10 protein-coding genes, 4 pseudogenes and 1 riboswitch are annotated in these 13,034 nt (G+C 34.7%); of the genes and pseudogenes, 7 read left to right on the top strand and 7 right to left on the bottom strand.

Annotation, left to right across the window (positions count from 1 at the left end):
- The first annotated feature begins 542 nt into the window (after positions 1-542).
- The 3 genes from N9I19_RS22350 (at position 543) to N9I19_RS22340 (ending at position 2,056) form a co-directional block, all read left to right on the top strand.
- Positions 543-1,121 (top strand): phosphatase PAP2 family protein, encoded by a 579-nt coding sequence (locus N9I19_RS22350; protein ID WP_284469547.1) that lies wholly within the window; start codon positions 543-545, stop codon positions 1,119-1,121.
- 194 nt (positions 1,122-1,315) lie between these two features.
- Positions 1,316-1,783, top strand: a complete 468-nt coding sequence (locus N9I19_RS22345) for a hypothetical protein (protein WP_317779016.1) — start codon at positions 1,316-1,318, stop codon at positions 1,781-1,783.
- A 171-nt stretch (positions 1,784-1,954) separates the two neighbouring features.
- Complete coding sequence (locus N9I19_RS22340) at positions 1,955-2,056, top strand: LPXTG cell wall anchor domain-containing protein (protein WP_096341107.1); 102 nt, start codon at positions 1,955-1,957, stop codon at positions 2,054-2,056.
- Between the two features lie 568 nt (positions 2,057-2,624).
- Here the strand turns inward: N9I19_RS22340 and N9I19_RS22335 are convergent.
- Both N9I19_RS22335 and N9I19_RS22330 read right to left on the bottom strand, forming a co-directional pair.
- A complete protein-coding gene (locus N9I19_RS22335; protein ID WP_317779015.1) occupies positions 2,625-3,185 on the bottom strand; it encodes a GNAT family N-acetyltransferase in 561 nt (186 codons plus the stop codon).
- 225 nt (positions 3,186-3,410) lie between these two features.
- Positions 3,411-3,581, bottom strand: coding sequence for a hypothetical protein (locus tag N9I19_RS22330; protein ID WP_155727436.1), 171 nt, complete (start codon positions 3,579-3,581; stop codon positions 3,411-3,413).
- A 411-nt stretch (positions 3,582-3,992) separates the two neighbouring features.
- Here N9I19_RS22330 and N9I19_RS22325 point away from each other — a divergent pair.
- A pseudogene (locus tag N9I19_RS22325) lies at positions 3,993-5,096 on the top strand (ATP-binding protein); the annotation flags it as partial.
- 449 nt (positions 5,097-5,545) lie between these two features.
- Here the strand turns inward: N9I19_RS22325 and N9I19_RS22320 are convergent.
- The 4 genes and pseudogenes from N9I19_RS22320 to N9I19_RS22305 all read right to left on the bottom strand — a co-directional run bounded on the left by N9I19_RS22320 (position 5,546) and on the right by N9I19_RS22305 (position 9,346).
- On the bottom strand, positions 5,546-6,385 hold the full coding sequence (locus tag N9I19_RS22320; RefSeq protein WP_089364829.1) for a MetQ/NlpA family ABC transporter substrate-binding protein: 840 nt from the start codon (positions 6,383-6,385) through the stop codon (positions 5,546-5,548).
- Between the two features lie 77 nt (positions 6,386-6,462).
- A pseudogene (locus tag N9I19_RS22315) lies at positions 6,463-6,592 on the bottom strand (ABC transporter permease); the annotation flags it as partial.
- 92 nt (positions 6,593-6,684) lie between these two features.
- Positions 6,685-6,795, bottom strand: a riboswitch (SAM riboswitch).
- A 378-nt stretch (positions 6,796-7,173) separates the two neighbouring features.
- Positions 7,174-7,554: a penicillinase repressor BlaI gene (blaI, locus tag N9I19_RS22310; protein ID WP_317779014.1), complete on the bottom strand. Its 381-nt coding sequence runs from the start codon at positions 7,552-7,554 to the stop codon at positions 7,174-7,176.
- Entirely contained in the window at positions 7,535-9,346 is a 1,812-nt protein-coding gene (locus N9I19_RS22305) for a BlaR1 family beta-lactam sensor/signal transducer (RefSeq protein ID WP_317779017.1), read from the bottom strand. The genes blaI and N9I19_RS22305 overlap by 20 nt, the downstream gene beginning before the upstream one ends.
- 282 nt (positions 9,347-9,628) lie before the next feature.
- On the opposite strand from N9I19_RS22305, the gene bla reads away from it, so the two are divergent.
- A complete protein-coding gene (gene bla, locus N9I19_RS22300) occupies positions 9,629-10,522 on the top strand; it encodes a class A beta-lactamase (RefSeq protein WP_411730796.1) in 894 nt (297 codons plus the stop codon).
- Positions 10,523-10,783: 261 nt separating this feature from the next.
- Here bla and N9I19_RS22295 read toward each other — a convergent pair.
- Positions 10,784-11,273 (bottom strand): annotated as a pseudogene (locus N9I19_RS22295) (helix-turn-helix transcriptional regulator); the annotation flags it as partial.
- Positions 11,274-11,278: 5 nt separating this feature from the next.
- Between N9I19_RS22295 and N9I19_RS25350 the strand changes: the two are divergent.
- Together N9I19_RS25350 and N9I19_RS22290 are read left to right on the top strand one after the other, a co-directional pair.
- Positions 11,279-11,385 (top strand): annotated as a pseudogene (locus tag N9I19_RS25350) (short-chain dehydrogenase); the annotation flags it as partial.
- A gap of 451 nt (positions 11,386-11,836) precedes the next feature.
- On the top strand, positions 11,837-13,015 hold the full coding sequence (locus N9I19_RS22290) for a tyrosine-type recombinase/integrase (protein WP_317779012.1): 1,179 nt from the start codon (positions 11,837-11,839) through the stop codon (positions 13,013-13,015).
- Positions 13,016-13,034: the final 19 nt, after the last annotated feature.

Genomic DNA, 13,034 nt, shown 5'->3' with positions numbered 1-13,034 from the left:
CTCTTGGCTACTTAAGTCCTCTAGAATATAAAAAATTATCCCTTAAAAAAGTTGTTTGATTTAGTGTTGACAATCCAGATTCTATTATAATGAAGCTTTAAATCATAAGGTGGGTAAAAAAATTGAAGTGGGAAAATGTTGCATACGGTTTTACAATATTCATTGCATTACTCTTTCTTGAGCCGTATCTTGATAAAATGGGCATCAACTATTGGCTAAGATTTTTGTTTATTATAGTTGTAGTTTTGTGCATAAACTTTACTTTATCTAAAATCAAATTCCTTCAGAAATCGGTAACAAAAAAAGTAGGCTGGTCGACTTTGATTACAGTAATGATTTTCGTAGCTGTTTTGGTTAATTTAATCAACTAACGGATGCTTTACTTCGTTAAGAAAGGTTGCTGCGGCAGCCTTTTTTTTATTGCACCAAAGGGGCAGGTTAGCTCTATAAGAAATTGAAATAATAGGCAATAATTGTTAATATTAAATTAGAGAGAATAGGAGAACAGCTAACTAGGCAGGTACATTAAAGGAGATTATGAAATGAGTTTTATGGAAGCAGATTATGAATGGTTTAAATTCATCAATAGTAAAGTCCAACAATATCCATTATTAGATAACATAATGATTTTCTTTGCGGAATATGTTCAATATGCTTTTGTTTTATTAATTTTGATGTTATGGCTACTAAATAAAAGTAATTTCCGTGTGATAGCTTTTCAGGCTATGTTTTCATTTACTTTGGCATATTCAATAAACAGAATTATTGAGTTATTCATTTATAGAGAGCGACCGTTTATATCGCATGAAATTATTCAACTCGTTGAGCATTCTGCTAATTCCTCTTTTCCAAGTGACCATGCTACATCTGCAATAGCAATTGCTGTTACTCTTTGGCTATCATCCCATCATTTTAAATATACATGGTTTATTCTTGCGATAGTAGTAGCTTTCTCAAGAATATGGGTAGGGGTTCACTATCCTTTAGATGTAGTTGCGGGAATTTTAAATGGAGTGATAATAGCATTATTTACACATTACCTTTTGTTCAAGGTAAAACCCATATCATTACTAATAGAAAGGCCAATTTTTCAAGGACAAGGTAGGATGAAAGATTGTTAGTTATGGCAGATTATATATCTTGCTAAACTAACAGGTACATTACTTCCATAAGGGGGTTGCTTTGGGAGCACTTTTTCTTATGGAGCTAAAGGGGCAGTTAGTTCATTAAGAATCCACACCTATTTTGGTAATTATTTTTATAATGAAGTGGCTGATTTCAGTAGGAAGATTGCTGTTCAAGGTGGAGGATAGATATGAAATCTAAAAAGACAGTAGTGATTATTGCTTTCGGTATAATATGTATAGCTATCTTCATAAATCTATTAAAGAAGGATTTATGGGATGTAAACGAAGAGTTATTAAAAGAAGAAGTGTTATCAATTGGACATTCCGTTGAAACAATAAATTTATTAGATGTAACACCATTTGACTGGGATGTCGTATATTCCTTTGGACCATATACCCCGAAAGATGATATATATGAAATGGTAGGTTATAAATGGGATGCTATTAGTGAAACTGTAAATGAAGGAATGAATCAAGTTGTATTTTTGAACGATGGAAAAGTGGTCTGCTATTTATATGGTTATCCTGAGAATAATGGATATGGTATATCTTTTGAATCTGAGAATTATAAAGATGCTGGTTATATGCTTAATATTAAAGATGATGTAAATTTTCAAGTAGAAAGAAGCGACAGTGTCGTATATTTGAGAAACTAAGGAAGGATAACTACCTGGTGCTTTTTCAATAATGAAGGCTGCTACGGCAACCTTTTTCTTACGGAACTAACTGGTCAGTTTAGTTTAATAAGACTTTTAGAATCAAACTATCAGTTGAAAAACCTTTTTAGAAAAAATCTCGTATATTTATTAGAATAGGAGGAACAGGTTATGTTAGGGGATATTATATATCAAGTTATTGTTTTCGGAGGTATAGCATTAATTTTAGGTGTTTTAGGTTATTTATTTTTTAAGAGAACCAAGAAAAGCTGATTAAATTTCTAATTCATGTAACGGGTGCTTTACTTCATTACCAGGAGCTGATCAGCAACTCCTTTTCTTATAGAACTAAAGGGGCAGCATTCCTGTAATAACTGAAAATGAGGTTTGAATGAAAAAAGACCTCTTGATATGATGAATGTGTCCTAAGCTGGCAAGGACAAAAACATCTATTTGGAGGCCTTACAATGAATTATAACCAAAATCATAAAATCTCTCAAATTACTTCTGAAACCTTAATTGTCGGAGTAGAGCATCGCCAAGCACAAACATGTCGCTAGAGCACGATTTTAGAGGATTGGAACTGGTAAAACGTGTTTCTTTGAAAAATCCGGGTGACAAGATATTCCAGTGAATTTTAGATGAGATCAAAGGAAGAATCAACGAGGTTGTTAAAGCATAAGCGTCAAATATTCCCCGCCTACATAGCACAACTTAATGTTCCTAGAACAAAAGTATACATTTATGAATTAATGCTCAAATGTGTATAGCCTTATTCATCAGATTCGTACATTAGTTCACAAATTGAATAATATTGTATTCAGAGGTTAACCGATAACGTCTACGCTTCAAGTAAATATAAAAAGTCTGCATATGATAGATCCTTTTGTAAGAGAAATAAAGTGTATTGATCTTTTGGGATTTCATATAAATCATATACAGCACCATTTTTGTTTAATTGCGCATACATCGATTTTCTTGTTTCATTTGCTTTTATAACATAAGGAAGTTTTTCGGCAGCTTTTATGGAACGGATATTTTCTTCTCGAATCCGCATAAAAACCGTCTCAATACCTAGCTCATTAAAGAGTTCTTTAAAAAAAGCATCTTTAGCAGGTCTATTATATCCTTTTCCGTGATACGGTTTTCCAATCCAAGTACCTAAGAATCCGCAATTATCTTCTATATCGAATAAAGTAATCATACCGATTGGAATTCCCCACTCATCAAGAATAGTTCGAGAAATTAATTCGCCACGCTCTTCGGCCTCAATCGTTTGTTTTGTCATAAATAAGAATTCCTCATATGAACGAACTTTTTGGCGTACAAATGGGAAGACATCTGGATGTGCCATTAGTTCGTACAATACGTGGCTTTCATGAAGATCTCGTTTCTTAAGCATAAAATCCCTCCAATCATAAGCAAACTCAAGTGTGTTTTAGGATTTTTTTTTAATAATAAGAGATATGCAATAAGTGAAAATGCATAGCGGTTTTCACTGAATTATGGCAATTCACAATGCTAAAGGGGGCTTTTATAGATTTTAAGATACATTGATTTTTGATAATAAGGTAAAATAAAAATATGTAAGCGACCTTGTCATTCCTATTAGGATACACAAGGTCGCTTAAACTATTTCTTCTTGATTTACCATTACTTTGTAATCTAATCCTTTCATTTTTTTATTTTTTAATACCAGTTTTAGTATTTTTCTAAGAGAAGATCCGTATTTTAAAAAAGGGACAAAGGCTAAGAATTCTTTAGAAAAAACAGAGCTTTCTTGATACTCAATGTGCATTATATGTCTTCGTCTTTCTCTATTTCATTGGCATCACCTTCTTTTAATTTAGTAAGATTAGCATACAAGAAAAATTTTATGTTGTAAATATAAAAGTCGAAATTTTCTGAAAAATATCAAAAAAAGTAGTTTTATATACTTTTTTTAAGAGAATCGGATCTTATGCAGTAATTCCAAATAGTTGAGTCCAGACGGAAAAAGATGGGAACTCATACCTGTCCATATGGTTAACAGGATTTATATAGAACCACTTTTTATGCTTCATGGAAAATATGAATAAATTATAAATAAGGATTCTTGCATCAAGCCCCTTTCCAATATATAATATTTAGAATATTTAGAAAATTAGGAGTGAAGGAGTGAAATTATATATCTATTCAACAATTACAAGAAAGTTATATGTCTATTCTACAATTACGAGAAAGTGAGATGAAATACCGAGCTCTATTTGAACATGCAACTGATGCAGTTTACCTATTAGAATTGAATGAGGATCGATTGCCAATTCTATTTCTTGACGTAAATCCAGTTGCATGTAAAAGATTGGGTTATAGTAAGGAGAAAATTCTTTCAATGTCTGTTATGGATATTCTTCCTGAAAAAATTAAAACTATAAACATTATAAAAGATTCCGAAAAGGGAAAACATAACTTCACTTTCCGAGATGAATATGTTTTTAAAATTGAGGAGAAAATAGATACTGAGTTAATCATCGATATCTTTAGATTAGGTGAAAAAGAGGTTGCTATGGTTATTTCTCGAGATATCACTGAACGTTTAAAAACAGAAGAATTACTGCGAAAATCAGAGAAGCTTGATGTGGTAGGAAAATTAGCTACAGCAATAGCTCATGAAATTCGAAATCCACTAACAACTATTAAAGGATTTATACAACTAATACAATCAATGAAAAATAAAGAAAATCAGTGGTACATAGATGTAATATCATCAGAAATTGAACAAATAGAAGTAATCACAAATAGATTTATGATAGTAGCTAAACCACAAGCAGTAAAGGTTCAACTCAATAATTTGAGCATGTTAGCAGAACAAGTTATAACGCTATTGCAACCTCAAGCAATGATGAAAAATATACAGATCAGAACAGAGCTTAAATCAGAAATTCCCTACATACCTTGTGAAGGAAACCAAATAAAACAAGTGTTTATCAATATCTTAGAAAATGCAATTGAAGCGATGTCAACGGGAGGAGAAATTTTGGTTCAAATCGATACACTTGATAGTCATCAAGTAAGTATTTGTTTTATCGATCAAGGATGTGGGATTCCAAGAGAACGTATCCCATATCTTGGAGAACCTTTTTATAGTATCAAAGAAAAAGGGGTTGGCTTAGGGTTAATGATCTGCTATGAAATTGTGAAAGCACATCAAGGAAAGATAGTTATTGAAAGTGAAATGAATAAAGGAACAACAGTTAATGTTATTCTTCCCATCTATTTTCTTTCTTATCAAAGGATTCTTTTAATTTCTTTCATGGGAAAGGCTTTTCGGTGATTACATACGTCGGTGTCGACTGGATATGACTACTTACAAATATTGAATGATTGGTATATCTTATACAATATTTTATGTAATCTTTATATCACTTTTGGATTGCATATTATCACGATTTTCTTAGTTTCTTTTGACATGGAGAGGATTGACCGTGACGACGGCAATATCCACACAGAATAACTAGATGTTGATCCGTAATTCTCTCAATTAGTTGATTTTGTTTGTTTTGCATTTTAAAATTCATAGTAGGGCTTCCTCCTTAAGAATTTGAGTTTAGTTAAGTATTTATGTTTAAGAAATTTACGCTTTAAGTTTTTTTGTAGCTTCTATTAAGCTGCTTTTTGTAAACTGATTTTTTGCTTTTCTAGTGTATAGACATAGAAGAACCCCGAGTAATGGACCTTTTTCGAAGTGTCCATTATTCGGGGTATAGTTCATGAAAGGGTGTTTTATTTAGATACAGGTATGACTGCACCTTTATATTTTTTAGTAATGAAGTCTTGTATTTCTTTAGAGCGAAGTACTTCTACTAACGCTTTTACTGTCTCTTTATTTTCATCGCCCTTACGTACAGTGATAATGTTTGCATATGGATTATCTTCACCCGATTCAACAGCGATTGGGTCTTTAAGCGGATCTAGCCCTGCATCTAACGCATAGTTCGCATTAATAACAACCGCATCACCTTCGTTGTTATTATAAATTTGAGGTAATAGGCCACCTTCTATATCTGCATTAAAAGTTAAGTTTTTAGGATTTTCTACAATATCATTAATCGTAGCTTCTGTTTTATTGATGCCTTCTTTTAGCTTAATAACGCCTTCTTTTTCAAAAATAGATAGAATACGTCCTTGTTCAGCTACAGCATTACGCATAATAACTGTACCGTTTTTTGGAAGATCTTTTAAGCTATCATACTTTTTAGAGTAAATGCCGATTGGCTCAATATGAATAGCACCCGCATTTACAAAGTCATAGTCTGGATTCTCTTTTAACACTGATTTAAGATATGGAACGTGTTGGAAATAATTTGCATCAATCTCTTTATCAGCTAACGCTGTGTTCGGAATAATATAATCTTGGAATGTTTTAATTTCTAAATCAATTCCCTTTTCCTTTAATAATGGCTTTGCCTCTTCTAAAATTTCAGCATGTGGAATGTTTGATGCACCCACAAGGATTTTCTTTTCTTTGTCTGAAGAATCTGATCCGCTGTTAGTCGTACCGCAAGCTGCTAAACTTAATACTAATGCTGAGGAAACTGCTAAAGTTGATATCCACTTTTTCATAATTCATTTCTCCCTTATCGTTTATCTATTTTTGTTGTACATATATCACCTATAAATTGAATAAAACACAATGACTAAACATCATTATTATTGAGCTGAAACCCTTCAAGATATAACAAATTACCTAAACCACCTGCACCAGCCCCAGCAACCAACTAGAAGGATTGTTGTAACTGTAATACCTGAAATTAATGCTGGCAGCAGCTCTTAGTATGTTAGTTTGTAGGGGAAAGGAAAGTTTTTTCTCCTCAAAAAAACCTTTCTACACATGAGTAGAAAGGTTGGTTAAACAATCCTTTCTCTCATCTTCCAAAGCACATTGCTTTGCAGGAATTGGCACCATATCAGTTAATTAACTGACGGTTGCCGGGCTTCACAGGGCACAGTCCCTCCACCTCTCTTGATAAGAGTCAAACATTATATTCAATTAAACGAAATATTTTAAATTCAGTAAATATAGTATGAGAGTGATCTTATCATGACCATATGGTAGTGTCAATCAAAAAATTGTTCAATTAATTTGAATTTGCGGATGATTGTGTTAAATGTTTTATTCCTGTAGCCCTTACGATTGCTTGTTCCAGGCCCTGCAGAAGCCTTCACTATCAAGAAGCGTGATAAAAAACATCTATTGAATTAAATTCATGCATAACTATTATTAAGACGAAAGTTCTGATTTTTTTCGTATCAAACTACGCAGATAATTACATGGGAAATATGTCCGCGGCTATTTCGATTTCGACCGAAAAAAGCGATTTGGAAAAATCCCAAATCGCTTTTTTATAGTATTATTTTTTAGGTGTTTTATTTAAAATAAAGCGTAGTTCATTGATATCATCATCAGATAGGGCATCTTCCTGAATGAATTGGACAAGCATGGATTTCAGGGTACCTCCATAGATACGGTTGATAAATGATTCGGTCTCGGCACGCTGGCACTCTTCCTGTGTATAGAGCGGGTAAAAGGTGTAAATTCTTAGATTTTTATCGACACCTACTACATCTTTTTGAACCAATCGATCGAGAAGAGTGCGTATGGTTTTCGGCTTCCAATCGGTACTCTCCTGTAAGGAAACTATGATGTCATTTGCTGTTTGAGGGGCTTTATCCCAAAGCACGTTCATGATTTCCCATTCTGATTCTGATATGCTAGGAATGTTTTTCTCCATTTTTCTCCCCTCCATTTTCTTTATAGATTCCTAAATCTTTTAAAATTGATAAAGTAATTTCTCCCGCCTTGCTTCCAGATGAATCATCTTCATTTTGTATATTGGTAGCAAAGAAATAAGTATCGTTCTTCGTCTCTACATACCCGATAAACCAACCATTGATGTTTTTTCCATTCACTGTTCCTGTACCTGTTTTTCCTGATAGGCGAGCTTCCTCATTCTTTTCTAAGAGCAGGGCGTCCTTCACAGCTTGGATATGCATTTCCTTATATCGCAATTGATTGTAATAAAAGGCTTTCAGCAGTTGGACTTGCTCGACTGGAGAAATTTTCAATGAGGATTCGAGCCAGAATTCACCCAATTCCCCAGATACATCGGAATTTCCATAGTTTATCGCTTGCAGATTGGATTGTATTGTTTCAAATCCCGTTCTGCGATCTAATTCTTGGAAATACCAGTTTACCGAATTTTGTAAAGCGGATGAGACATCCTGATCCTTATTCCAAGCTTCATAGGGTTGCTCATTCCCATCCCAGGAAAGAGTGGATTCTTCGGGTGATATCACATTTGATTCTAGTGCAAATAAGGCACTATAGATTTTGTATGTGGAATCGGGTGATACCCGCAAAGTACTTTTCTCTTCATTATAAATGCGATATTGCTGTGCGTTATGATCATATAAAACAAAGCTTCCTTCATACCCTTTAAAGAATTGATGTAAATCCTCATAAACTACTCTGTCATTTTTAAAATAGTATCGGTCTTTTTCCGTCGCAAATGCGAAAACGAAAGGTAATTGGATTGTCAAAATGATACTGGCCAACACATAAATAAAGACGCTTTTTCTTATCGATTTTTTTGTGGAATGCTTATAGGCAGAAATTTGTTCAATTCGTTTTTTGATTTGAAGCTTGGAACCGTTTAATTGTGTCACTAACTGTAGATTACTTGACCGTTTTGAAAGATCCAAAAAATTAATGATAGTATTTCCATATTCACTAAAAGAGTTATCATCAAGTAACTGTAAAACAGATGTATCACATGCGATTTCCCGATCCAATCTCATTTCTCTAAAAGCAAGCCAAACAAGGGGATTAAACCAATAAATGATTTGATAGAACAATATCAAGTAATTTGTCAGCAAATCCTTGTTTTTATAGTGATTCAGTTCATGAAGAAAGATATACTCGTAATTTTTCAAGCTAAGCCAGTTTTCATGCTGAGCAGGTAAGACGATATATGTTTGAAAAAGTCCGAATATCATTGGAGATTGAACTCTTTTCGAAATAACGATCTCCATTGATTTTTTTATCCGTAGTCTTTTCTTGCATTCTTCGAAAAGCACGAGAACTTCTTGATTGGAAAACGGAGAAGAATAATTCTTTATCCTTCTAATTGTGAGCCATCCACGAACCATAGTAAAGGTAAATAAAAGCATCCCTGATATCCATAAACCCATCACTCCCATATTAAGTAAGGACAGGTTCGGCCGATTGACCGATACAGAAAAGTCTTGTATGAGGTGTAGGCCCTGTATCATATCAGTTCCAGTTTTTTTCATATTAGAGCTGGGTGCATGAATCTGATTTATATCCCCACTGCTAAAGACAGAATTAAAATTATATAAATCAGTAGGTATGAATGGAAGTGCTAAAGCCATAAAAAGAAACATCCACAAATGATAGTGCCATTTTGCTGTTAATTGTCTTCCAAACCATTTTCGTATAAGTAGGATAACAGTAACGGAAAATGAAGACACCAATAAACCTAATATAAAATGAGTTAAAAACATGTCCTTCAATACCTACTCTCTTGATTTTTAATTTTTAAAAAACAGGTATATAGCATATTTATAGTAGCTTGATGGTTAAAAAATTAAGAATTGACTTTACTTGATTACATATGTAATACTATACTACAGATGTAATCAGACTACAAACGTAATCCGTTAAAACTCCTTGCATGAGGTTGTTTTTTCAATTCGTACATAAGAGTCTAATCAAATAATTAGGAGGTTTATATCATGAACAAAAGGTGGTTTTATCAAATACTGGCACCAATAGGATTGGTGCTTATGGTTGCAGGCTGCTCAGATGAGAAAAAACAGGTTGTACAACAAGCAGAAATAGAACATACCGGGGGAACTAACCAAACGTCAGAAAATATTACGGCAAAAGAAACCGTAATGGAGAAATTTAAACAACTTGAGAAGGAATATGATGCAAGGCTTGGGGTCTATGCCATTGATACAGGAACGAAAGAAACCGTGGAATTTCGTGAGAACGAACGATTTGCGTATGCATCTACATTCAAAGCCCTAGCCGCAGCTGTATTGTTAAAGCAAAATCCGATATCAGTGCTTGAGGAAATAAGGACATTCACCAATGAAGATATTGTTACCTATTCTCCGATTACAGAAGACTTTGTGAACAAAGGAATGAGTCTTGGAAAGATAGCTGAAGCAGCGATGCAGTACAGTGATAATACAGCAGGAAATCTTCTGTTCGAAGAATTAGGCGGACCAGATGGATTTGAAAAGGCGTTACGGGAAAGTGGCGATACTATCACAATGGCTGACCGTATTGAACCAGATTTGAACGAAGCTATTCCTGGGGAATCACGGGATACAAGTACCCCTAAAGCACTTGCAACTACCCTTGAGGTGTTTGGAATCAGTGAGTACCTTCCTGCCGATAAGCAAGAAATTTTCACAAATTGGCTAAAAGGGAATACTACAGGTGATTCCCTCATTCGAGCTGGTGTACCAGAAAGTTGGGAGGTTGGAGATAAGAGCGGAGCCGGTGGCTATGGAACTCGAAATGATATAGCGATTGTGTGGCCGCCAAATCGAGAACCGATTATTATAGCGATCATGTCAAGTCGCAATGAAGAGAATGCAAGCTTTAATGATAAACTCATCGCAAAGGCTGCAAAAGTGATTGCTCAGGCGTACTCTAACAACAAATAGATTAAAATTGTAGAGAAAGAGTACGACTCTTTGGGTGACGAACGTTTTTTACTTCAAGAAAGTTTGTGAAATAATATACTTCAATTAAAGGGTGCAAGAGTTAAAGAGCCGGCTGCTATCCCAGCCGGCTTTTTTTGTTGAAAAACAGTTTAAATTTCTATATGTTAACTTGTTATGGTTGCATGATAAACGATTTGAATATTACGGGGAAGAAGCATTTGAAAAAAACAAGAGAAAAATCGGAAAGTTCTCCAGCGCCTGCACGATATTTTCCGTTCGCGCCATTTCTATTGCTTCTTCGCGGTTTTTGACGTCAAGCTTCGAGTAGAAATTCGAGCAGTAATTGCGGATCGTTCCCTCCGATAAAAATAGCTTGGCGGCAATCGACTTGTAGCGCAGCCCGTTTGACAGATGCTCCAGAATCTCCATCTCGCGTTTCGTAAGCCCCATGTACTTGCTCTGTCTGCAACAGAATATTACATATGACGAAAGTTCCTTGCCCAGACCCGGATTGAACGGACAGCGTGCCGTGATATGGTTCAAGCCTTTCCTTCATCCCTTTGAGCCCAAATCCGAATTGGATCTCTTCCATTCTGATGCTGTTATCTTCGATCTGTAAACGGAGCTGATGACTATCGAAATGCAGTTGAACGGATATCAAGCTCGCCTGGCCGTGCCGAACCGCGTTGGTTAGAGACTCTCGAAGGCAGCGATACAGACAAAAGTTTATTTTTTGCATAACGAGAGTCTCACCTGATTACGTCTTCAACTATGTATAAAAAATCGCTGAACTTAATGAGTTAGCTTCTAAAATATTTCACGCTAAAGAGGAAAGTAAATACATGATACACTTTGGAATATAAGCCTTTTTGTTTTTTATCTTATCTAAATTAACGGGTTCCCTTTTGAGGTGCAAACTATGAAAATCACATCACATTTTTTGTCATTAATATCAATGCAATTCTCAATGGATTTCTCTAATTAAATATCAATAATAAACGCAGAGAAGGGATAGCTTAATATTAAATTAAGATAATAAATCATAGGATAGTTAGTCCAGTATGAGGGCTAACTATCCTTTTTTATTTACATAATTGACTTGAAAAATAAAGATTGAATGTATGGTTTTAAATGTATAAAATGGAATTAAGAGACAGAACATTAGTGCGGTTTTTAGATAGAGGACATAGCCTCGGTGCGAGGACAGCACTCCGCAGAAACGATAGTTTCGAGGACCTTAACAAAACAACAATAACGGTAGTCTCTATGGGTAGAACTACTATCAAAAATAATAATTAACGGGAGAGTGTACTCATGAGAGTGGAGGAGATATCTGTTAACAATAGAAAAGCTTATCTTCTACTGGATACATATGGTTTGCCTGTTGAATCTGTTGCAAAGTATATGAAGTACCTCCATAACAAGGAAAGTAGCAGCAACACTTTAAAGACTTACTGTACAGCTTTGAAATTTTACTTTACATACTTAAAACAAACAGGTATTGATTATCAGCAGGTGAACTTTGAGAATTTATCTAACTTCGTTGCTTGGCTTAGGAATCCATATGAAAGCAATAAAGTTATACCACACAAAACAGTACCAGCTAAACGCAGTGAAAGAACGGTAAACAACTACCTTACGGTAGTTACATCATTTTATGATTACCTATACCGAAACGAATTAATTGATTCTGATATTGTTGAAAAACTAATGAAAAAGGTGTTTGTAGGTGCTGGCGGAAACCGATACAAGGGATTCTTACATCATGTAAATGAGGGCAAATCACTTTCTAAAAATGTTCTTAAATTAACTGAACCAAAAGAAAAAGCAAAGGTATTTACAAAAGAACAAGTTGATTTAATCTATCAAACTACAACTAACATTAGAGATAGATTTCTGGTGCGGTTACTTTTTGAAAGTGGATTGCGTATCGGAGAGGTTCTTTCGCTATTTCTCGAAGATTTTCAATTCGATGCCAAACAAAGGAAACACAAAATCCAACTAACAGATAGAGGTGAACTACCTAACGGGGGTAAGTTAAAGACCGGAGAGAGAAGATTAGATATCTCTCAAGGACTCATGGATTTATACGACGATTATTTGTACGAAGTGCTTGATGAATATAATCCAGACCATAACTTTGTGTTTGTGAAGATTTGGGGGAAAAATGTCGGGGAGCCCCTTACCTATTCAGACGTCTATGCGACCTTTAAAGAGGTTGAGAGGAAAACAGGCATACATATTACTCCTCATATGTTCCGACACACTCACGGAACGATTTATTACCTTCAAACGAAAAACATTAAGATCGTGCAAGAGCGCCTAGGTCATGCACAAATACAGACAACGATGAACCTGTACGTCCACCCTTCCGAAGATGATATCCGAAAGGAATGGGAGAAGGCTTCCCATGCCTTTGAGATTGGGCGAAGCAAAGAGAACAAGGAGGAAGACTTTCAATCAGATATTCCTGATGGAGCAGTTCCTTTTTAAACGAGATTGGTATTTCAGG

Source organism: Peribacillus sp. CSMR9, assembly GCF_033141925.1.
Classification (GTDB): domain Bacteria; phylum Bacillota; class Bacilli; order Bacillales; family DSM-1321; genus Peribacillus; species Peribacillus simplex_A.
Note: the sequence above shows the minus strand (reverse complement) of the source record. Positions and strands in the feature narration are given on the sequence as shown.

Coding starts and splice junctions, on each gene's coding strand:
- N9I19_RS22335 (WP_317779015.1), bottom strand. CDS start 3,185: ATGCTTAAGAAACGAGATCTTCATGAAAGCCACGTATTGTACGAACTA.
- N9I19_RS22340 (WP_096341107.1), top strand. CDS start 1,955: ATGTTAGGGGATATTATATATCAAGTTATTGTTTTCGGAGGTATAGCA.
- N9I19_RS22305 (WP_317779017.1), bottom strand. CDS start 9,346: ATGTTTTTAACTCATTTTATATTAGGTTTATTGGTGTCTTCATTTTCC.
- N9I19_RS22320 (WP_089364829.1), bottom strand. CDS start 6,385: ATGAAAAAGTGGATATCAACTTTAGCAGTTTCCTCAGCATTAGTATTA.
- bla (WP_411730796.1), top strand. CDS start 9,629: ATGGTTGCAGGCTGCTCAGATGAGAAAAAACAGGTTGTACAACAAGCA.
- N9I19_RS22290 (WP_317779012.1), top strand. CDS start 11,837: ATGAGAGTGGAGGAGATATCTGTTAACAATAGAAAAGCTTATCTTCTA.
- blaI (WP_317779014.1), bottom strand. CDS start 7,554: ATGGAGAAAAACATTCCTAGCATATCAGAATCAGAATGGGAAATCATG.
- N9I19_RS22350 (WP_284469547.1), top strand. CDS start 543: ATGAGTTTTATGGAAGCAGATTATGAATGGTTTAAATTCATCAATAGT.
- N9I19_RS22345 (WP_317779016.1), top strand. CDS start 1,316: ATGAAATCTAAAAAGACAGTAGTGATTATTGCTTTCGGTATAATATGT.
- N9I19_RS22330 (WP_155727436.1), bottom strand. CDS start 3,581: ATGCACATTGAGTATCAAGAAAGCTCTGTTTTTTCTAAAGAATTCTTA.